Source organism: Actinomycetospora sp. NBRC 106375 (assembly GCF_030269665.1).
Taxonomy (GTDB): Bacteria; Actinomycetota; Actinomycetes; order Mycobacteriales; family Pseudonocardiaceae; genus Actinomycetospora.
In genome coordinates this window covers 341,090-359,965 of sequence record NZ_BSTS01000004.1, presented here as the reverse complement: position 1 = coordinate 359,965, position 18,876 = coordinate 341,090, and the positions used below count along the sequence as shown (strand labels likewise).

The following is an 18,876-nucleotide window of genomic DNA, read 5'->3' as shown; positions in this document are numbered from 1 at the left end:
TGCGGGCGGTGTCGATCAGGGGCTCAGGCCCGCAGGGTGTCGCTGGGCGAGCAGCCGTAGCGCCGGCGGTAGGTCACCGAGAACCGGCCGGGGTGGGTGAAGTGCCAGCGCGCGGCGACGTCGGCGACGGTCGCCGTCCGCGGGTCGGCGGAGCGCAGCTCCTCGTGCGCCCGGGCGAGCCGGATCTCGCGCAGGTGGCCCAGCGGTGTCGTGCCCCGCCAGCGCCGGAAGGCCATCTGGAGCCCGCGGACACCCAGGCCCGCCACCTCCGCGACGTCGGTGACGTCGACGTCCTCGGCCGCGTGCTCCTCCAGGTAGGCGACGGCGCGGCGCAGCGTGGCGGGCTCGGGAGCGCGCGCCACCGGGCCGTACTCGGCGGCCGGCCCGAGCTCGGCGAGGATCTCCTCGGCCGTGGCGCCGACGGTCGTGCCCTCCTGGTCCGCGCGCTCGAGCAGGGTGTCGAACGCGACGTCCGTGGAGACCTGGTCCCGCCGCGCGAGCAGGGCGCGTGCCGCGACGACCGCGTCGTGGGCACGGGTGGCGGTCTCCCAGGCGCCGTGCTGCGGGTCCGCGAGCCGGAACGCGAGCAGCCGGTACGCGTGGCGCGCGATCTCGGTGGCCACGGCGCGCGCGGCCGGGTCGAACGCCCGGGCGGCGCCCGCCGCGAGCGCGAGCGTCGCCCCGCCGCCGCCGACCGGCACCGTGAGCACCGACATCGCGGCGTCGTGCCCCTCGTGGCCCCCGCGCAGCCCGGGCCAGCGACGGTCGGCGCCCACGTCGTCCACCATGATCGAGTGCCCCGAGCGGCTCGACGCCGTTCGCGGTCCCTGAGCCATCGCGTCGACGACCGTGTCGGGGAGGTCGCCGGCGGTTGCGGTGACGGTCGTCCCGGCGCGGACGGGGACCGCGATCTCCGCCCAGCACACGGCCGCGGTGACCCGCAGCGCGCGGCGGCACAGGAGGGCGATCTCCTCGACGGGGACGTCGCCGGCGGCGAGGCATCGCTCCGGCCGCGTGGCCTGGTCCCGTCGGCTGGTCTCCGGCACCGTCTCGTTCCGCCCGGCCAGCGTGAGTGTCCCCTCCTCGAGCGCCGCCGTCGCCGCCTGTGTCGATGAGGGGCGATCCGGCCCCATGGCAGTACCTACCTCTCGACGATCGGGCTCCGTCTTCCGGGCTAGCGACGCCTGGATCAGGGCCGACGGCGCCGCAGAGCGGCTGCCGAGTCAACCGACGAGACGCCCGATCCTAGCCGCTGCGCGGATCTCGTCCGCCGGCGACGGACCGTTACCCGCGGGCCGGCCGGGACCGGCCGTGGGCGGAGGCGCCGCCGATACGCTTGCGGGCATGCCGATCGGGACGGCCGCCGACGACGGCGTCGCACGCGTGCGACGGGCCGGCTGGCTGGTGACCGGGGCGGCACTCGTCGTCGCGGCGGCGACGCTGGTCGTGGTCGGGCTCGTCCCCCCGGGGCCGGGGCGCACGGCGAGCGTCGTCGTGGCCGTCGTGCTGGCCTTCGTCCTGGCCGCATGGCGTGCCGTGCGGGCCCGGCGCGACACGACCGGCGTCGACGGTCTGCGGCCGATCTCGAGCTGGCTCGCGGCCTTCGCGTGGGCGGTGACGGTGTTCTCGGCGCTCGTCGCCCTCGCCGATCCCACCCACGGCGGTCGGGCCGTGGTGGCCGGGCTGCTCGCGGGCTGCCTGCTGGTGCTCGTCGGACGCGCGGGGGAGCACGTCGGCACCCGGTCGTGAGGTCGGGGTGAGGGGGCGCGCAGCGCCCTGACCTGCGGTGGCCGTGCCGTCGCGTCGGTGTCACCCTGGGACGACCATGACCGACGCGCCCACCGACGCCGCCGACGACGAGGCCGGTGCCGACGAGAAGGTCGACGGGCGCGCGGCGCGCTGGGCGGGCCACCGGGAGGCCCGTCGCCTCGAGCTCGTCGACGCCGCGGTGGCGGCGATCGCCGAGCACGGTCCCGAGGTCACCACCGAGCAGATCGCCGAGCGGGCCGGGGTGTCGCGGCCCGGTCTCTACCGGCACTTCGACGGCCGCGACGACCTGCAGAGCGCGATCGCCGCACGCTCGGTGGAGCGGCTGGTCGCCGAGCTCGAGCCGGTGTGGCGGCCGTCCGGGCGGCCCTTCGACATGCTGGCCCGGGCGCTGCGGGCGCACCTGGGGTGGCTCGAGGCCAACGCGAACGTCTACCGCTACCTCAAGCGGACCTCGTTCGGCACCGGCGGGGAGTCGGCGACGACCAACGTGCGCGCCACCGTCGCCGGCCACGTCGCGGGGATGCTCGTCGACGGCTCCCTCGGTGCGGAGATCGCGCCGCCGGTGGCGCACCCGCTGGCGTTCGGGCTCGTGGGGATGGTCGACTCGGCGAGCGCCCACTGGCTCGACGAGCCGCACGGCGCCACCCGCGACGCGCTCGCGACCCAGCTCACGGAGTCCTGCTGGGCGGTCATCCGGGTCACGGTGGGGCCGGCGGTGGGGGCGTAGGACGGCCGCGGCCGTGACGGAGCCGTCATCCGCGCGACGGGACCCCCGACCGGGTGAGCCGTGGGGATGCGCGACGATGGAGGTCCCGCCGGAGAGAGGATCCGACGCATGGCGATGCGCCGCTCGTTCCCCACCGTCCTGTCCGACCGGCTGCCCGAGACCCGCGACTTCTACGTCGCGCTGCTCGGCTTCGAGGTCGCCTTCGACAGCGACTGGTACGTGGCGCTGACCCGCACCGACGGCGACGAGGTCCACGAGCTCGCGATCTGGGCCGTGGGCCACGAGCTGGTGCCGCCGCCGTACCGGGCCGACCCGGCCGGTGTGATCCTCACGTTCCTCGTCGACGACGTCGACTCCGTGCACGCCGAGGCGCGGCGCCTGCGCCTGCCGCTCGTCGCGCCGCCGCGCGACCTCTTCCACGGCCGGCGCCAGATGCTCGTCACCGACCCCAACGGCATGCTCGTGGAGATCTCCAGCCCGAGCACGCCGTCGCCCGCGTTCGCCGCCGAGCTCGGGCGCCGCGGCCGGGCCCCGGAGACCACCGGGTGACCGATCCCTCCGAGCCCGCCGCGCCCGACGGGCGGGATCGTGGGGCCAATCCGTTCACCGAGCTGCTCGGCGGCCCGGGCCAGGCGGTCGACGCGTCGGTGCCCGGCGTGGTGTTCGTCGCCGTCTGGCTGCTCACCGACGCGCTGGCCTGGGCCCAGCCGATCCTGGCCGGGGGCGTCGCGGCGGTCGTCGTGGCCGCCGGGGTCGCGCTGTGGCGGTGGCGCCGGGGCGAGCGGCCCCGGGCCGTGGCCGTCGGTCTGCTGCTGGCGGTCGGCGCGGCGCTGCTCGCGCTCTACACCGGGCGAGCGCAGGACTTCTTCCTCCCGCGGATCATCGCCAACGCCGGCAGCCTGGCGGCCTGGCTCGTCTCGATCGCGATCCGCTGGCCCCTGCTCGGGCTCGTCGTCGGCGCGCTCACGGGCCGTCCCACGCTGTGGCGGCGGGACCCGGACCTCGTGCGCGGCTACTGCCGCGCGAGCTGGGTGTGGGTGGCGCAGTACGCGGTGCGGGTCGTGGTCTTCACCGGTCTCTGGGCCGCCGACGAGGTGGTGGCGCTGGGCATCGCCCAGGTGGTGCTGACGTGGCCGCTCGTCGCGGTGTGCGTCGCGGCATCGTGGCCCCTCGTGCGTTCCGCCCTGCCTCCCGGGCACCCTGGTCCGCGGCACCCCGTCGTGCCCTCGTCCCGACCCGGTTTCTGACCGTCGTCACCCCCGTCCGGAGCAGCGTCTGGGCCGGACGGTGGAGACACAACTCGTCCCAGGGTGAAGGCCCTCACCGTCGGGCAACGGGGCACGATGGGCAGGCGTCGTCGGAGGTGGTCGGCGGGGGCGTCGAAACACCGTGGACGTCCCCGCCGACACACCAGACGGCGCTCCGTCGTGCCCGCCATCCCGCCATCCCGCCCGCCCGCCCCCGATCCGCGCCTCCCGGGAGCCATGTCACCCGCGAACCCCGAAGAGAAGTCCGAGAAAGCCACCGGCATCGGCCTGACCTTCCCGCAGATCATCGCCAGTGCGCTGGCCGCCGCGACCGCGGCGATCCTCGGGTCGTTCATGGGCGTGTTCGGCACGATCGGCGGTGCGGCGCTCGCGTCGATCGTCAGTACGGTCGGCTCGGCGCTGTACCAGAAGTCGCTCGAGGTCACCCGTGACCGGGTGAAGGAGCGCCTGGTCGTCGCCGGCCCCGGCGGCACGAAGGTCGCGAACGCGGTCAGCCGCGTCACCGGCGCGGCCCCGGCCGTCGCGCCGGGCCGTCCGGGCCGCCCGGGTGTCCCGCCGCAGGGTCAGCCCCGGCCGGGAATGCCCGGTCGACCGGCGGCCCCCGGCGTCCCCGGCGTCCCCGGCGACCCCGCCACCCGCGTCCAGCCGACGCGCGTCGCCGGGCCACCCACCCCCGGCCCGGGCGTCCCGGTTCCGCCCGGGCACCAGCAGCAGCGTCCCGGCACACCCCCCGGCGACCCGACGCGCCGCGTGCCCGGCCCGGTCGGCCCGCCGTCCGGACGTCCCGCGGACGGGCGGGTCGCCCTGCGCGCCGACGGGCTCGCCGACCCGACCCGCGTCCACCCGCGGGCGACGCCGCCCCCGCAGGACACCGCGGCGCGTCCCACCGCCTTCATCCCGCAGAGCCGCCAGACGGGGACGCCGCCCGGCGGCGGGCCGACGCAGATGATGGGTCCTGGCGGACCGGGCGGTCCCCCGCCCGGCGACGCGGTCACCCAGGTGGCCCCGCTGGAGCCGGAGCCCTCCGGGCGCCGGTTCACTCTCGCGGGTCTCGCGGTCGGCCTGAAGGGCCTGGGCTGGAAGACCTGGGTGACGCTCGGCGGCGTCGCCGCGAGCGTCTTCGTCATCGCCCTGCTCGCGTCGTTCGGCGTCGAGACCGCCGCCGGTCACCCGCTGTCCGGCGGAGCGAGCGGCACGTCGGTCGGCAGCATCTTCGGCCAGCAGACCGACACCAGCGACGCCACGACGACGCCGTCCGGCTCGTCGTCCACCGACGAGACGTCGGCGACCACGTCGTCGCGGCAGCAGGACGAGCAGAACGGCGCCGACACCCAGCAGCCCGGCACCGGCAACGACGGCGGCAGCACCACGACGTCGCGGTCGACGCAGTCGTCGCAGAGCGGCCTGGTGCCCAACCTCCTGCCGCGGGGCGGCAGCGGCTCCGGGGGTGCGTCCACCAACGGCTGAGATCCCGCCGTGCCATCCACCGACGGCCGGGCGGACGCCTTAGCGTTCGTCCGGCCGTCGGTGTGCGTGGCGGCTCCGAGGGTCCCGGGGGGTGTGCGGATGGGTCGGCGCGGCGTGCTCGTGCTGCTCCTGGTGCTGGCGGCCTCGGTCGCGGCCGCGCCGGTCCCGGCGTCCGCCGACACCCCCGCCGACCTGGCGCAGGTGAAGGAGCGGCTCGACGCGCTCGCCGAGCAGCGGGGCGCTCCGACCGCGGTCAGCGCCTGGTGGGTCGACGCGACGACCCGGACGGTCGTGCTCGCGCTCAACGCGTCGCCGCGCGACGGCCACGACGCCGAGTACGTGCGCGCCGCCCGCGACGTGGACCCCGCGGTCCGGGTGGTCGGCGGTGTCGCGGCCCCGGCGCCGCGCGCCGACCCGCCCGTCTACGACCTCGTCGGCGGCGACGCGATCCGGCTCAACGGGACCCGGTGCTCGATCGCGTTCTCCGCGACGGCCGTCACCGGCGAGCCCCGCGTGATCACGGCCGGGCACTGCACCAACCGCGGCGGCGACGTGCGCGGGGCCAACAACGCCCCCCTCGGGCCGGTGCGCTCGTCGGTCTTCGACCGCACGGGCGACTGGGGCGTCGTCGACGCGGGCCCGGGCTGGCGGGCCACCCCCTCGGTCGCGGCGGAGGGCTCCACCACGCGCTCGATCACCGGCACGGCCACCGCCACCGTCGGGGCGCCGGTCTGCCGCTCGGGATCGACGACGGGCTGGCGCTGCGGCACCGTCACCGCCGTCGACGTCACCGCCAACTACGCCGCGGGCCCCGTCGAGGGCCTCGTGCTCACCACCGCGTGCAGCGAGGGCGGCGACTCCGGCGGCCCCTTCGTGTCCGGCAGCTCGGCGCTCGGCCTGCTCTCCGGCGGCACGGGCGACTGCACCACCCCGGGCGGCACGAGCCTCTACCAGCCGATCGACGAGGTCCTGCGCACCGAGAACCTGCGGCTGGTGCCGTCGTCGTAGGTGGCCTTGAAGGGGGCAACGAACGCGCTGCTCGCTGCTTCTAGGCGCGCGAAGTCCCCGTTCGCTCGCGTCGGAGACGCTCGCGCAGGGCCCGGGCGGCGCCTTCCGGGTCGTCGGCGTCGGTGATCGCGCGGACGACGACGACGCGCGTGGCGCCGGCCGCGAGGACGTCGTCGAGGCGGTCGTGGTCGATGCCGCCGATCGCGAACCAGGGGCGGGCGGTGCCGGCGGCGGCGGTCGCGCGGACGAGGTCGAGGCCGGGCGCCGGGCGGCCCGGCTTGGTCGGCGTCGGCCAGCACGGGCCGGTGCAGAAGTAGTCGGCGCCCACCTCGACCGCCCCCGCGGCCGCCTGGGCCTCGTCGTGGGTCGAGCGGCCGATCAGCACGTCGTCGCCGACGACGCGACGGGCCCACGGTACCGGGAGGTCGTCCTGGCCGAGGTGCAGCACGTCGGCGTCGGCGGCCAGGGCGAGGTCGGCCCGGTCGTTCACGGCGAGCAGCGCCCCGTGACGGCGCGCGGCCTGGGCGAGGACCTCCAGGGCGGCGAGCTCCTGGCGCGCCTCGAGCCCCTTCTCGCGCAGCTGGATGACGTCCACCCCGCCGCGCAGGGCGGCGTCGGCGAAGTCGGCGAGGTCGCCGCGGTCCGCCCGTGAGTCGGTGCACAGGTAGAGCCGGGCGTCCTGCAGGCGGGTCCGGCGGTCGATGCGCGTGGGGCTCGGTGCACTCACCGTCACGACGCTAGCGCGTAGCGTCGGACGCCGTGTCGGACCGGCTGGTCGTGGTGGGCGCGGGCGCGGTGGGCTCCGCGGTCGCGTGGGCGGCGGCGCGCGAGCGGCTCGCCGCGGAGGTCGTGCTCGTCGACCCCGACCCGGGGTCGGGGGCCTCGCGGGTGGCCGGAGGCATGCTCGCGCCGATCAGCGAGGCCTGGCCCGGCGAGCGCGAGGTCCTCGAGCTGGGCGCGGCGTCGCTGGAGCGGTGGCCGGGGTTCGCCGCGGCGGTGGCGTCCGACGCGGACCTCCCGGTGGGGCTGCGCCGCGAGGGCACGCTGCAGGTCGCCGTCGACTCCGCCGACGTCGCCGACCTCGACCGCGTCGCCGAGCACCTGCGGGCCTGGGGCCGGCCCGTGGAGCGACTCACCGGCCGCGAGCTCCGGCATCGCGAGCCCGCGCTCGGTCCGGGGGTGCGCGCCGGGCTGGCCGTGCCCGACGACCTCGCCGTCGACAACCGCGTCCTGCTCGACGCGCTGGGCGCGGCGTGCCGGGCCCGGGGTGTCGTGGTCGACCGCCGCCGGGTCGACCGGGTGGTCGACGACGGGGTGCGGGTCACGGGGGTCGCCGTGGACGGGTCCCAGGTGCTCGAGGCGGACCGCGTGGTGGTCGCGGCGGGCGCCTGGTCCGGGGCGCTGCACCCCGTCCTCGACGGCCGGGTGCGCCCGGTCAAGGGGGAGATCCTGCGCGTGCGGGCGCGGCGCTCGTCGCTGCCGCCGCCGTCGCGGACGGTGCGGGCGTCGGTGAGCGGGCGCCCGGTGTACGCGGTGCCGCGCGACGGCGGCCGGCTGGTGGTCGGCGCGACGCAGTACGAGGCCGGCTTCGATCCGGACGTGCTGGTCGGCGGGGTGCGCGACCTGATCGGCGACGTCGAGCGCGTCCTGCCCGGGGTCGCCGACTACGCGCTCGACGAGTCCGCCGCGTCCTTCCGGCCGGGCACCGACGACAACCTCCCGGTGCTCGGGGCCGTCGGCCCGTCGGGGCTCTTCGCGGCGACCGGGCACGGGCGCAACGGGATGCTGCTGGTGGCGGTGACCGTCGACGCGCTGACTGCGGCCCTGCGCGGCGACCCGCTGCCCGGGGCCGCGAGCGCGGCGGCCGCCGACCGATCGACGGTCGCTCCCGGCTGACGTCGCCGCGTACGGTGGAAACCGGACACCACGGGAGCCCGGGAGGGCTGAGAGGGGGCCGTTCGGGCCCCGACCGTCGAACCTGATCCGGGTCATGCCGGCGCAGGGAGGGGAGGCGCGGACGATGACCACCGTCTGGCTCAACGACGAGTCCCGCGAGGTCGGGGTGGGCACGACCGTCGCCGCCCTCATGGCCGAACACGGGGTGCCCGAGCGCGGTGTCGCGGTGGCCGTCGACGGCGCCGTCGTCCCCCGCGCCGCCTGGGCGACCGTGCAGCTGATCGAGGGCACCCGGGTCGAGGTGCTCACCGCGGTGCAGGGGGGCTGATCCGATGGATCCGCTGGTGATCGGTGGGCGCAAGTTCTCGTCGCGCCTGGTCATGGGGACGGGGGGCGCCTCCGGGCTGGCGGTGCTCGAGCGCGCGCTCGTCGCCTCGGGCACCGAGCTCACGACCGTGGCGATGCGTCGTCTCGACGCCGGCGGCGGGCCCGGCGTGCTCGCGCTGCTCGAGCGCCTGGGCATCGAGGCCCTGCCCAACACGGCGGGCTGCCGCACCGCGGCCGAGGCCGTGCACACCGCCCGGATGGCCCGCGAGGCGCTGGGGACCGACCTGGTGAAGCTCGAGGTCGTCGCCGACGAGCGCACCCTGCTGCCCGACCCGATCGAGCTGCTCGACGCCGCGGAGCAGCTCGTCGACGACGGCTTCACCGTGCTGCCCTACACCAACGACGACCCCGTGCTCGCGTCGAAGCTCGCCCACGCCGGGTGCGCCGCGGTGATGCCGCTCGGGGCGCCGATCGGCACCGGGCTGGGCATCCGCAACCCGCACAACATCGAGATGATCACGTCGGCGGCGACGGTGCCCGTGGTGCTCGACGCCGGGATCGGCACGGCGTCGGAAGCCGCGCAGGCGATGGAGCTGGGGTGCGACGCGGTCCTGCTCGCGACCGCCGTCACCCGCGCCTCCGATCCCGAGATGATGGCGACGGCCATGCGCCTGGGCGTCGAAGCGGGCCGTGCGGCGCGCGGCGCGGGCCGCATCCCCCGCCGCTGGTGGGCGCAGGCCTCGAGCCCGCACGTGGACTAGCGGGGACGCACACGGGGTGCGTGGCGCACACGGGGTGTGCGAGCAATGCGGCTTTCCTGGCGTGTGACGCCAGGATCGCCACATGCTCGCTCGCGCGACACGCCGCCGGGGTGCTCAGCGTGGTGTCCACGCTGACGGTCGACGTCAGGAGATCCGCCGGCTCGCCTCGATGCCGGCGACCGCCAGACGTCCGGCTGCGTGCATCGGCTCGGTGGAGCACAGGGCGCGGCACAGGACGAAGGCCCCCTCGAGCGCACTGAGGATGCCGAACGCGCGGTCGCGGTCGCCGGCGAGGCGCTCGGTGAGTGCGTCGGTCCAGGCCGTGAAGACCTCCGCGGTCACCAGTCGCAGGATCTCGTCGGTGCTCGCGACCTCGAGGGCGACGGTGGCGATGGGGCAGGCGTCGGCGTAGTCGGTCGCCTCGAGCGTCTCCGCGGCGCCGGTGAAGACGGCGCGGACGGACTCGGCCGTGGTCGCCTGCTCGTCGTAGGCCGCGAGGACGAGCGCCTGGAAGAAGGCGCCGCTGGCGCGGATGACCTCGCCCGCCAGCTGCTGCTTCCCCCCGGGGAAGTGGTGGTAGAGCGAGCCGAAGGGGGCGTCCGCCTCCGCGACGACGGCCTTGAGCCCGGTGCCGGTGTAGCCCTGGCGCCGGAAGAGCTCGGCGGTCGCGACGAGGATCCGGTCGCGGGTCGGGGCCTTGTCCACAGCTCGCATCCTATGCTCTGCTGTCACTAGAGCGTTCTACCTAGAACGATCTCTCGACGAGGGGTGAGCGGCATGCGGGGAATGCTGATCGGGATCGCGGCGGGGCTGGGCGCACGGGCACTGGTGCCGGTGGCGCTGCGCGCGAAGTTCCGCGGGGACGTCGCGAAGCTCAACGCCGGCGACCCGTCGTCGCTGCTCACGGCCTACGCCGACGACGCCGTGCTGCACTTCCCGCAGGGCGACCACCGCTTCGCCGGGCCCTGGCGCGGCAAACCCGCGATCGAGCGGTTCCTGCGCACGTTCGTCGCCTCGCGCGTGCAGGGGCAGCTGCGCGACATCGCGATCAGCGGGCCGCCGTGGGCGATGACGCTGTGGGTGCGCTTCGACGACCACGCCGACGCCCAGGACGGCACGCGCCTCTACGAGAACCGCGCGGTGCTGGTGCTGCGCACGCGCTGGGGCCGCGTCGTCGACCACGAGGACTTCTTCACCGACACCGAGCGCATCGGGGCCTTCGACCGCGCGCTGGCGGAGAGGGAAGTGCTCGCTGCCGTGCGGTGATCGTGGCGGACTTCCTGACCCTATCGGCGTGCTGTATCGGTCGTCAGCAAGTGGACGCCAAGCTGGCTGCCCGCCGGCGTGTCGTCGCGGCGAGCGTGTGGCGATCCTGGCGTCACGTGCCAGGAAAGCCGCATTGCTCGCACACCGGGTGTGCGAGACGGGACCGCGCGAGGGTCAGGAGCCGAGGGCGACGGGGAGGGCGTCGACGCCGTAGACGATCGAGGTCGTGCGGAACGGCTGGTCGTCGAGGGTGCCGGCGTCGGGCGCCAGGCGGAGCTCCGGGAAGCGGCGCAGCAGCGCCGGGTAGGCCGTGCGTAGCTCCATGCGGGCCAGTTCGGCGCCGATGCAGCGGTGGATGCCGTGCCCGAACGCGAGGTGCGGCGTGGGGGGCCGGCGGGGGTCGAAGCGCTCGGGGTCGTCGACCAGGCGCGGGTCGCGGTCGGCGCCCGAGAGCGACACGAGCAGCCCGTCGCCCTTGCTGATCGCGACGCCGCCGAGGGTCATGTCCTCGGTCGCGAAACGCGGGAACGCGATCTGGACGACGGTCAGGTAGCGCAGCAGCTCCTCGACGAACCCGTTGACGGCGCCGGGCTCGTCGCGCACCAGGGCAAAGCTCTCGGGGTCGCGCAGCAGCACCATCGCCCCGAGCGCCAGCATCGACGCCGAGGTCTCCAGGCCGCCGGTGAGCAGGCCGTCCGCGAGCTCGGCGAGCTCGTCGTCGCCCAGCTCGTCGCCGTGGTCGCGGATGAGCTGGCCGAGCAGGCCCTCGCCGGGCTCGACGCGCTGGCGCGCGACCACGCCGCGCAGGTACTGCAGCGAGCCGGAGATGTTGTCGAACACCGCGCCCGCCCCGCCGAAGAGGTCGAACCGGGCGGTGGAGAGCGCCTGGAACTCGTCGCGCTCCTCGTAGGGGATCCCGAGCAGCTCGCAGATCGTCAGCGAGGGGATCGGCGTCGCGAAGTCCCGGACCAGGTCCACGGGCTCGCCCGCCGCGGCCAGCTCGGTCATGGCGTCGAGGCGGCCCTCGACGATCTCGGTGATCCGCGGTCCGAGCCGGGCCAGGCGCCGGATCGTGAACTCGGGGGTCAGCAGCCGGCGCAGCCGCGTGTGCTCCGGCGGGTCGGTGAACCCGAGCCCGCCGGGGTTCTGGCCGTCGGTGACGCCGGCCTGCCCCACGAGGTGGCCGAAGTCGTTGGAGAGCCCGCGCGTGCGCCCGAGGACGGCGCGCGCCTCCTCGTGCCCCGTGATCAGCCAGGCGGTGACGCCGAAGGGCAGCGGGAAGTGCCGGACGGGCGCGTCCTCGCGGGCCTCGCGCAACCCGGCCACCGGGTCGAGGCCGTCGCGACGCAGCGGCATGAGGGCGTGGTCGGGCAGCAGCGTCACGGGGTCGAGGCCACGACGGCTACGCCACGCGAGGTACTTCCGCGCCGTCCAGCCCACGACCCGTGACCGCAGTGCGGCCAGCCGTGAACGGTCCACCACCGTGTCCACTCTGCCCTCCCCGCGTTCGACGACGCCGACCGGGGGCCGAGGCTAGGACGTCTGAGGGTCCGATGGACCCGGAGGTGGGGGTGTGTCACCCCACCGTTCGTCGGGGTCGACCCGGGGGAGTCCCCCGGGTGGTGTCTCGGCGGTGTCGACGGCTGCGTCGATGGCTGGGTCGTCCGTTTCGTCCGGATGTGACGGTACGCGGGGGGACAACCCGCGCACGACGGTCGGGCCCCGCAGGCCGAGGCGCCCGAGCTCGAGCTCCGCGAGGCGGGAGAGCACGTGGGGATCCCCGCGCCGCCAGCCCGCCGCCGCGCCGCCCGGCACGGCCCGGGACAGCCGCCGCGGCGAGCCGTGGGCCAGGGCGCGCAGGGCCAGGAGGTCGGCGTCGTCGGTGCCCGCCCGCAGGCCGTCGCGCAGCACGAGGACCGCGCGCGCGGCGAGCATCCACCGCACCCGCAGCGTCACCCACGTCGCGAGTACCGGGACGAGCGCGAGGATCACGAGCAGCCACGCGAGCCCGGAGGCCAGCGCCTCGACCGCGGCCACCTCCTGCTCACCGGCCGCGACCAGGGAGTCGCCCGCGCCGGTGCCGCTCGAGAGCGCGCGGGCGAGGTCGTCACCGACGAACGGCACCCCGGAGGCGGTCTCGGCGGCGCCCGCGAACGTGTCGCGGACGTTCTGGCCCGCCCCGCCGAGCTGCCGGCCGGGCCCCTGGAGCGCGAGCACGGTGTCGTGCAGCACCACCGCCAGCGAGACGACCACGGCCACCCACGTCAGGACGGCCACGTCCGCGACGAACTGGCGCGCGCGCCGCCGCGGGCGCTCGGCGTACACCGGCCACCGGGCCCGTCCGCGGGCCAGGACGGGCAGCGGTTCGGCGTCGCGGGGCACGGCCGGTGTGTGCCCCCGGACCGCGGGAGACACACCCCGACCCGCAGCGTGACAACGGACGTGCAAGACATCACCCGGACGGCCCAGTGGCCGGTCAGTCGACGACAAGTGGACGACAAGAGGTGACGGTCAGGCTGGGCGCATCCGACGCAGAGACCGCGCGATCCCCGAGAACCAGGAGCCCAGCGTGACCCTCGCCCCGCCGTCCCCGACCCCGGGAGGACCCGCGCCCGAGGAGCCCGCCACGGCCGGCGACGTCGCGCCGTCCGGCCTGGTCCCGTTCGACGTCGTCGACCGCGTGACGCTGCGGGACGTCGCTCGACTCGCCCGGTTCGCCGACGGCCTCGCCGCGGGCACCGTCGCGGTGACCGAGCGCCGGGCGCTGGCGGTGGCCGAGCGGATCGAGCGGGTGTGCGAGGAGATCCACCACCGCCACGACGCCGAGGAGACCCTGCTGTGGCCGCTGCTGGAGCGGCACGCCGGGCGGGCCCTGGACCTCTCGGGCCTGCGTGACGACCACCTCGCCCTGCGCGGGCTGCTGGGCGAGGTCCGCCGCCTCGCCCGCGGCGTGCTCGCGGCCCTGCTCCAGCGCCCGACCGCCCTGGCCACCGCCGAGGACTTCGTCCGCATGCGCACGCTCGCGCGCCGTCTCGCCGAGCTGACCGACCTGCTCGACGAGCACCTGCGCGACTCGGCCCGCGAGCTCACCGACGCCGTCGCGGCGGTGCCGAAGGACGCGTGGCGCCGCGCGACCCGCGCCCTGTTCGCCACCGCCCCGGACCGCGCGTTCACCGCCGTGCGCGCCCGCGAGGCCGCGACGCCCGACGAGGCACGTCCCCTCGCCGCCGCCCTGGGCCGCGGCATCGCCGGTCCCTTCACGCGTCGCGCCGTGCGCCGCCACGACCGGCTGGTGTTCGGGGAGTAGCGCACCTCACCGGTGCGCGTCGACCGCCCACAGGGGCGAGACCGGGCCGACGCCGGCGCCGAGGGGGTAGGACTCGGCGACGGCGCGGCGGATGTAGCGCTCGGCGGACGCCACGGCGTCGGGCATCGCGAGGCCCCGGGCGAGCGCGGCGCAGGTCGCGCTGGCCAGGGCGTCGCCCGCGCCGTGGACGTGCGGGGTGTTGATCCGCGGCCCGCCGAACTCCCAGGTCTGCTCGCCGTCGAAGAGAAGGTCGATCACTTCCGGCGAGCCGCGCAGGTGCCCGCCCTTGATCAGCACGTACCGCGGGCCCATCGCGTGCACCGCCGCCGCGGCCTCCCGCGCGCTCGTGGCGTCGGTGACGGTGATGCCGGCGAGCAGGCGGACCTCGTCGAGGTTGGGGGTGGCGAGGGCGGCGCGGGGGAACAGCCGGGTCCGGATCGCCTCCATCGCGTCCTCGGCCAGCAGCGGGTCGCCGCGCATCGACGCCGCGACGGGGTCGACGACGAAGGGCACGGCATCGTGGGAGCGGCCGATCCCGACGTCGTCGACGACGTCGGCGACCGCGTCGATGATCTCCCGTGTCGCGAGCATCCCGGTCTTGGCGGCGCCGACGCCGATGTCGGTGACGACGGCCCGGACCTGCGCGGCGACGGTGTCCGGCGGTACGAGGTGCACCCCGGAGACGCCGAGCGAGTTCTGCACGGTCACGGCCGTGACCGCGACGCACCCGTGCACGCCGCACGCCGTCATCGCCCGCAGGTCGGCCTCGAGCCCGGCGGCGCCGCCCGAGTCGGAACCGGCGATCGTCAGCGCGCGCGGTGGGGTCTCGGCCATCGCGCCATCATCGCCGTCGTCCCACGTGAGCAGTTGGCGCCCCCGGAGGGGCGCCAACTGCTCACGTACCTTCCCAGGCCGCCACCGACCACAGGGCCGACACGGGGCCGTGGCCGGCGCCGAGGGGGTAGGCGTGCTCGACGGCGCGGGTGATGTACGCCTTGCCGAGCGCGACGGCGTCGACCAGCGCCAGGCCCCGCGCCAGCCCGGCCGTGATCGCCGAGGCCAGCGAGTCGCCGCCGCCGTGGCTGTGCTTCGTCTCCCGGCGCGGCGAGGAGAACACGTGCTCGGTGCCGTCGGCGGTGAGCAGGAGGTCCCGCACCTCGGGGGAGCCCTCCAGGTGCCCGCCCTTGACCAGCGCCGCGCCGGCCCCGAGCCCGACCAGCGCCCGGCCCGCCTCGCGCGCGGAGTCGTCGTCGACGACGTCCACGCCGACGAGCAGGCGGACCTCGTCGAGGTTGGGTGTGACGAGGGTGGCGCGCGGGATGAGCTCGCCCCGCACCGTGTCCAGCGCGTCGGGGGCCAGCAGCGGGTGGCCGTGCATCGACGCCGCCACGGGGTCGACGACGAACGGGATGCGCGTGCCGAGCCCCACCTCGTCGCCCGCCGCGACGACCGCGGTGATGATGTCGGTCGAGGCGAGCATGCCGGTCTTCGCCGCGTCGATCCCCATGTCGCCGGCGACCGTGCGGATCTGGTCGGCGACGACCTCGGGCGGGATCGCGTGGAAGCCGGAAACCCCGACGGAGTTCTGGACGGTCACGGCGGCGACCGCGACCGCGCCGTGCACCCCGCACGCGGTGAACGCGCGGACGTCGGCGGTGATCCCGGCCCCGCCGCCCGAGTCGGTGCCGGCGATCGCGAGCGCGACGGGCGGGCTGTCCATGGTCGTTCCTCCCAGGCCGGCACGACCCGGCCGGTCCAGCGGTCGGCACATGACGTGCCCTCTCAGCCCTCCCGGGCTCCCGCGTCCTCGATCGGCGCGGACGCTAACCGCGCGCCTCGACCGCCAGCAACCCGCGCTCCGCGTCGACCTGCGCCCGCCACGGCCCCTCGTCGCCGACGACGGCGGCGGCGCCCGCCAGGTGCGCCGCGACCACGTCGTCGCCGTGCCCCAGCACCCGCGCCAGCCGCGCGAGCACCAGGTCGATCGGGGCGAACGCGAGGATCCCCGTCACCGACAGCCCCCAGCGGCCCGCGAACGGGGCGAGCGCGGCGTACGCGTCTGCCCCGCGCTCTCGGTCCCCGAGACGGGCCGCGACGAGACCCTGCACCGTGAGCAGCCCGCCCCAGCTCCAGTCCCGCGGCACCGGCAGGCCCTGCGCCCACACCGCGCGGGCCTCCTCCTCCCGCCCGGCGTCGAGCAGCGCGAGCGCGAGGAGGTCGTGGACGTAACGGGGGAACGCGGCGTCGATCTCGCGCAGCGCCGGCAACGTCGGGGCGGTGTCGCCGCGGGCCAGCGCGAGCGTGAACCGGGCGACCTCGACGAGCACGACGGCGTGCGGCACCCCGGCCGCGGCCAGCCGCCGGCCCTCCTCGGCGTAGGTCGCCGCGGCGGCCTCGGTCCGACCCGCGGTGAGCGCCAGCATCGCGTCGTGCAGGCCGACGAAGGCGAGCGTCATCTCCAGCTGCCCGTCGGTGGCCGCGGCGAGCGCGGCATCGGCCTGGCGGTGGGCCTCGGCGAGGTCGTCGCGGACGACGGCCGCGCAGAACAGCACGTGGTGGGCCTCGGCGCGGTGGTCGGTGTGCCCGCCGGCCCGGGCGACGGCGAGCATCTCCTGCCCGACCGGCTCGATCCGGTCCCACCACTCGGGCTGCGAGTTCACGAGGAAGACCGTGTTGAGCGCGCTGCAGTGCAGCCGGGAGTGACCGAGCGCCCGCGCCCGGTCCAGCGCCTCGGCGGCGAGGGCCGCGGCGCGGGCGGGCTGGAGGAACTCGATCTCGCGGGCCAGGGCGAGCAGCAGCCGCGCGTGGGTCACGGCGTCGGGGCGCCAGCCGTCGGGACGGGCGGGATCGAGCAGCTCGTCGAGGACGGGGGCCAGCCGCCCGCCGGTACCCCGGACGGGCCACGGCATGGGGGCGTCGAGGCTGGTCAGGGCCCGCGCGACGAGGGACGGGTCGCCGCTCGCGCGAGCCGCGTCGACCGCGGCGCCGCGCTCGGCGTGGGCGTGCTCCCCGGCCCCGGACGCGGCGAGGGCGGCGACGAGGTCGCAGCGCAGCGCCACGACGGCGGGCGCCTCGGGACCGCCCGCCACCCGGGCCAGCGCGCCCCGGCACAGCGCCACGGCCGCCCGGAACGCGCCGCGGGCCATCGCCGCCTCGGTGGCGGCCGCGACGTGGGCGAGCACGCGCTCCCCGGCGACGCGGTCGCCGGCGGCCAGCGCGTGGCGCGCCAGCTCCGCGGGCCCGGCGCCGTGGCGCTCGAGGACGTCGAGGAGCAGCGCGTGGCGGCGGGCCCGCCGCAGGCGCGGGACCTCGTCGGCGACGACCGCGCGCCACAGGTCGTGGCTGAAGCGCACCACCCGCGCGCCCTCGTCGTCGACGAGGACACCGGCGGCCACCGCGGACTCGAGGCCGTCGAGGACCTCGTCCTCGGTGCCCTCCCCGGGCGAGACCTCCGCCTGCACCGCCACCACGACGTCGACCTGCGCCGAGCGTCCCAGCAGCGCCACGTGGGCGAGCACCGCGCGCGAGCGCCCGGGCAGCTCCCGCAGGCGGCGACGCAGCACGTCGCGGACCCCGGCCGGCACCGCGCCCTCCCCGTGCGGTCCGGCCGTCGCCGCGAGGCGGGCGACCTCGCGGACGAACAGCGGGTTGCCGCCGGTCCGGTCGGTCACCGCGGCGGCCGCGGCGGTGTCGGTGCGCAGGCCGTGCCGCGCCATCAGCGCGCCGACGGCGTCGACGTCGAGTCCCCCGAGCGCGAGGCGGTCGGCGACGACCGTGGCCAGGGCCGCCCAGGTCGCCGTGAGGGCGGCCGGGTCCTCCTCGGTGCGGTGGGTGCCGACGACGAGCAGCCCCGCGTCCGCGCCGGTCGCGACCATGCGCAAGAGGCGCAGGGTCTCGTCGTCGGCGCGGTGCAGGTCGTCGAGGGTGATCAGCACCGGGGCGCGCCCCGCGAGGGCGTCCAGCACGGCGCGGCCGCGAGCGAAGGGGGTGGCGGGGTCGCCGTCGGCCGTGAGCGCGCGGAGGATCTCGGTCCATGGCCAGGCGACCGGTGCGCCGTCGACCTCGGGGCAGCGCCCGCGCGCCACCGTCCAGCCCTCGGCGATGCGTCGGTCGGCGAGCGCGTCCACGAGCGTGGTCTTGCCCGAGCCCGCCTCCCCGGCGACGAGCACGAGCTCGACCGCGCCGCCGGCGACGCGCGCCGACGCCGCGTCGAGCCGGGCGAGCTCGGCGTCACGGCCGAGCGGGATCTCCGCCGGCGTTCCCGACGATGCGGACGTCGGGGTGGCGGTAGGTCGTGCCTCCGGCGTCAGCACCGCGGTCTCCAGGCGGACCAGTGCCGGCCCGGGGTCGAGCCCCAGCTCGTCGCGCAGGCGCGCGCGGGTCCGGCGCAGCAGGTCGAGGGCCTCCGGGGCCCGGCCGCCGCGGTGCAGCGCCGTCGCGAGCAGGCGCACGCCCTCCTCGCGCAGCGGGTGCTCGCGGACGTGACCCTCGAGGGCGGGGACGACGTCGAGGTGGGCGCCGAGGGCGAGCTCGGCGGCGGCGAGGCGTTCGCGAGCGGTGAGGAGGAGCTCGGCGAGGCGCGCGCACTCGGCCTGCGCCCAGCGCAGGTGCAGGAACTCGGCGTAGGCCGGGCCGCGCCAGAGCGCCAGCGCGGTCCGCAGGGTCGCCGCGGCCGCCGCCGGCGGTTCCTCGCGGGCCCGGGCGACGAGCGCGGTGACGCGGGTGGCGTCGAGCGCCTCCGGGTCGTCGAGACGCAGCGCGTAGCCGGGCGGGGCGGAGACGAGCACCCGGGCGGGCGTCCGCGGTGCCCGGGCCGGTTCGAGGGCCCGGCGCAGGTGCGAGACGTGGGCCTGCAGGACGCCGAGCGCGCCCCGGGTGGGCACGCCCTCGGCGAGGTCGTCGAGCAGGCGATCGGTGGCGACGACCTCGCCCGCGGCCAGGGCGAGACGCGCGATCACCGCGCGCCGTCCCGGCCCGCCGAGGTCCACGGGCGCGCCGTCGACGGTCACGGACAGCGGGCCCAGCACCCCGATCGCGACGGTCACCGCGCGCGGCTCCGACGTACTCCCATCGGCCGAG

The 18,876-nt window shown here is 76.8% G+C and carries 19 protein-coding genes and 1 riboswitch; of the genes, 11 read left to right on the top strand and 8 right to left on the bottom strand.

All coding sequences use genetic code 11. From position 1 onward, the window contains the following. Nucleotides 1-23 precede the first annotated feature (23 nt). Nucleotides 24-1,046 (bottom strand): helix-turn-helix transcriptional regulator, encoded by a 1,023-nt coding sequence (locus QSK03_RS09550; protein WP_285650884.1) that lies wholly within the window; start codon nucleotides 1,044-1,046, stop codon nucleotides 24-26. 298 nt (nucleotides 1,047-1,344) lie between these two features. Between QSK03_RS09550 and QSK03_RS09545 the strand changes: the two genes are divergently transcribed. The 6 genes from QSK03_RS09545 (at nucleotide 1,345) to QSK03_RS09520 (ending at nucleotide 6,240) form a co-directional block, all read left to right on the top strand. Beyond that, nucleotides 1,345-1,749, top strand: coding sequence for a hypothetical protein (locus tag QSK03_RS09545; protein WP_285650882.1), 405 nt, complete (start codon nucleotides 1,345-1,347; stop codon nucleotides 1,747-1,749). Nucleotides 1,750-1,825: 76 nt separating this feature from the next. After that, nucleotides 1,826-2,497 carry a TetR/AcrR family transcriptional regulator gene (locus tag QSK03_RS09540; protein WP_285650880.1) on the top strand — a complete coding sequence of 224 codons (672 nt, stop codon included), beginning with the start codon at nucleotides 1,826-1,828 and terminating at the stop codon, nucleotides 2,495-2,497. Between the two features lie 108 nt (nucleotides 2,498-2,605). Then, nucleotides 2,606-3,046: a VOC family protein gene (locus tag QSK03_RS09535; protein ID WP_285650878.1), complete on the top strand. Its 441-nt coding sequence runs from the start codon at nucleotides 2,606-2,608 to the stop codon at nucleotides 3,044-3,046. Then, on the top strand, nucleotides 3,043-3,744 hold the full coding sequence (locus tag QSK03_RS09530; protein WP_285650877.1) for a DUF3159 domain-containing protein: 702 nt from the start codon (nucleotides 3,043-3,045) through the stop codon (nucleotides 3,742-3,744). The genes QSK03_RS09535 and QSK03_RS09530 overlap by 4 nt, the downstream gene beginning before the upstream one ends. Nucleotides 3,745-3,981: 237 nt before the next feature. Next, nucleotides 3,982-5,232, top strand: coding sequence for a hypothetical protein (locus tag QSK03_RS09525; protein ID WP_285650876.1), 1,251 nt, complete (start codon nucleotides 3,982-3,984; stop codon nucleotides 5,230-5,232). 99 nt (nucleotides 5,233-5,331) lie between these two features. Continuing rightward, complete coding sequence (locus QSK03_RS09520) at nucleotides 5,332-6,240, top strand: S1 family peptidase (protein ID WP_285650874.1); 909 nt, start codon at nucleotides 5,332-5,334, stop codon at nucleotides 6,238-6,240. Between the two features lie 40 nt (nucleotides 6,241-6,280). Here QSK03_RS09520 and thiE read toward each other — a convergent pair whose 3' ends face one another. After that, on the bottom strand, nucleotides 6,281-6,967 hold the full coding sequence (gene thiE / locus QSK03_RS09515; RefSeq protein WP_285650873.1) for a thiamine phosphate synthase: 687 nt from the start codon (nucleotides 6,965-6,967) through the stop codon (nucleotides 6,281-6,283). A gap of 32 nt (nucleotides 6,968-6,999) precedes the next feature. Between thiE and thiO the strand changes: the two genes are divergently transcribed. The 3 genes from thiO (at nucleotide 7,000) to QSK03_RS09500 (ending at nucleotide 9,224) form a co-directional block, all read left to right on the top strand. Continuing rightward, nucleotides 7,000-8,136, top strand: a complete 1,137-nt coding sequence (thiO, locus tag QSK03_RS09510) for a glycine oxidase ThiO (RefSeq protein ID WP_285650871.1) — start codon at nucleotides 7,000-7,002, stop codon at nucleotides 8,134-8,136. Nucleotides 8,137-8,156: 20 nt separating this feature from the next. Continuing rightward, nucleotides 8,157-8,262, top strand: a riboswitch (TPP riboswitch). Continuing rightward, complete coding sequence (thiS, locus tag QSK03_RS09505; protein WP_285650870.1) at nucleotides 8,261-8,464, top strand: sulfur carrier protein ThiS; 204 nt, start codon at nucleotides 8,261-8,263, stop codon at nucleotides 8,462-8,464. It overlaps the preceding riboswitch by 2 nt. Nucleotides 8,465-8,468: 4 nt before the next feature. Then, the gene (locus QSK03_RS09500) at nucleotides 8,469-9,224 is read left to right on the top strand and encodes a thiazole synthase (RefSeq protein WP_285650869.1); all 756 of its coding nucleotides are present in this window, start codon (nucleotides 8,469-8,471) and stop codon (nucleotides 9,222-9,224) included. A 144-nt stretch (nucleotides 9,225-9,368) separates the two neighbouring features. Here QSK03_RS09500 and QSK03_RS09495 read toward each other — a convergent pair whose 3' ends face one another. Next, a complete protein-coding gene (locus QSK03_RS09495; protein WP_502872150.1) occupies nucleotides 9,369-9,938 on the bottom strand; it encodes a TetR/AcrR family transcriptional regulator in 570 nt (189 codons plus the stop codon). A gap of 63 nt (nucleotides 9,939-10,001) precedes the next feature. Between QSK03_RS09495 and QSK03_RS09490 the strand changes: the two genes are divergently transcribed. Continuing rightward, nucleotides 10,002-10,490, top strand: a complete 489-nt coding sequence (locus QSK03_RS09490) for a nuclear transport factor 2 family protein (RefSeq protein ID WP_285650866.1) — start codon at nucleotides 10,002-10,004, stop codon at nucleotides 10,488-10,490. Nucleotides 10,491-10,664: 174 nt separating this feature from the next. On the opposite strand, the gene QSK03_RS09485 is transcribed toward QSK03_RS09490, so the two are convergent. After that, nucleotides 10,665-11,954, bottom strand: a complete 1,290-nt coding sequence (locus QSK03_RS09485) for a cytochrome P450 (RefSeq protein WP_285650935.1) — start codon at nucleotides 11,952-11,954, stop codon at nucleotides 10,665-10,667. Between the two features lie 69 nt (nucleotides 11,955-12,023). Then, nucleotides 12,024-12,872, bottom strand: a complete 849-nt coding sequence (locus QSK03_RS09480; RefSeq protein WP_285650865.1) for a hypothetical protein — start codon at nucleotides 12,870-12,872, stop codon at nucleotides 12,024-12,026. A 187-nt stretch (nucleotides 12,873-13,059) separates the two neighbouring features. Between QSK03_RS09480 and QSK03_RS09475 the strand changes: the two genes are divergently transcribed. After that, nucleotides 13,060-13,797 (top strand): hemerythrin domain-containing protein, encoded by a 738-nt coding sequence (locus tag QSK03_RS09475; RefSeq protein WP_285650864.1) that lies wholly within the window; start codon nucleotides 13,060-13,062, stop codon nucleotides 13,795-13,797. A gap of 6 nt (nucleotides 13,798-13,803) precedes the next feature. On the opposite strand, the gene thiD (QSK03_RS09470) is transcribed toward QSK03_RS09475, so the two are convergent. From thiD (QSK03_RS09470) to QSK03_RS09460, 3 genes are all read right to left on the bottom strand, one after another. Beyond that, entirely contained in the window at nucleotides 13,804-14,631 is an 828-nt protein-coding gene (gene thiD, locus QSK03_RS09470) for a bifunctional hydroxymethylpyrimidine kinase/phosphomethylpyrimidine kinase (protein ID WP_285650863.1), read from the bottom strand. Nucleotides 14,632-14,692: 61 nt separating this feature from the next. Continuing rightward, the gene (gene thiD, locus QSK03_RS09465) at nucleotides 14,693-15,517 is read right to left on the bottom strand and encodes a bifunctional hydroxymethylpyrimidine kinase/phosphomethylpyrimidine kinase (RefSeq protein WP_285650862.1); all 825 of its coding nucleotides are present in this window, start codon (nucleotides 15,515-15,517) and stop codon (nucleotides 14,693-14,695) included. Nucleotides 15,518-15,620: 103 nt separating this feature from the next. Next, a complete protein-coding gene (locus QSK03_RS09460; RefSeq protein WP_285650861.1) occupies nucleotides 15,621-18,842 on the bottom strand; it encodes an ATP-binding protein in 3,222 nt (1,073 codons plus the stop codon). Between the last annotated feature and the right edge of the window lie 34 nt (nucleotides 18,843-18,876).

Bases quoted from the DNA above. Each gene is read 5' to 3' on its own strand.
- QSK03_RS09520 (WP_285650874.1), top strand. From the start codon at position 5,332: ATGGGTCGGCGCGGCGTGCTCGTGCTGCTCCTGGTGCTGGCGGCCTCG.
- QSK03_RS09545 (WP_285650882.1), top strand. From the start codon at position 1,345: ATGCCGATCGGGACGGCCGCCGACGACGGCGTCGCACGCGTGCGACGG.
- QSK03_RS09490 (WP_285650866.1), top strand. From the start codon at position 10,002: ATGCGGGGAATGCTGATCGGGATCGCGGCGGGGCTGGGCGCACGGGCA.
- thiD (WP_285650862.1), bottom strand. From the start codon at position 15,517: ATGGACAGCCCGCCCGTCGCGCTCGCGATCGCCGGCACCGACTCGGGC.
- thiS (WP_285650870.1), top strand. From the start codon at position 8,261: ATGACCACCGTCTGGCTCAACGACGAGTCCCGCGAGGTCGGGGTGGGC.
- QSK03_RS09525 (WP_285650876.1), top strand. From the start codon at position 3,982: ATGTCACCCGCGAACCCCGAAGAGAAGTCCGAGAAAGCCACCGGCATC.
- thiD (WP_285650863.1), bottom strand. From the start codon at position 14,631: ATGGCCGAGACCCCACCGCGCGCGCTGACGATCGCCGGTTCCGACTCG.
- QSK03_RS09500 (WP_285650869.1), top strand. From the start codon at position 8,469: ATGGATCCGCTGGTGATCGGTGGGCGCAAGTTCTCGTCGCGCCTGGTC.
- QSK03_RS09495 (WP_502872150.1), bottom strand. From the start codon at position 9,938: ATGCGAGCTGTGGACAAGGCCCCGACCCGCGACCGGATCCTCGTCGCG.
- QSK03_RS09540 (WP_285650880.1), top strand. From the start codon at position 1,826: ATGACCGACGCGCCCACCGACGCCGCCGACGACGAGGCCGGTGCCGAC.
- QSK03_RS09535 (WP_285650878.1), top strand. From the start codon at position 2,606: ATGGCGATGCGCCGCTCGTTCCCCACCGTCCTGTCCGACCGGCTGCCC.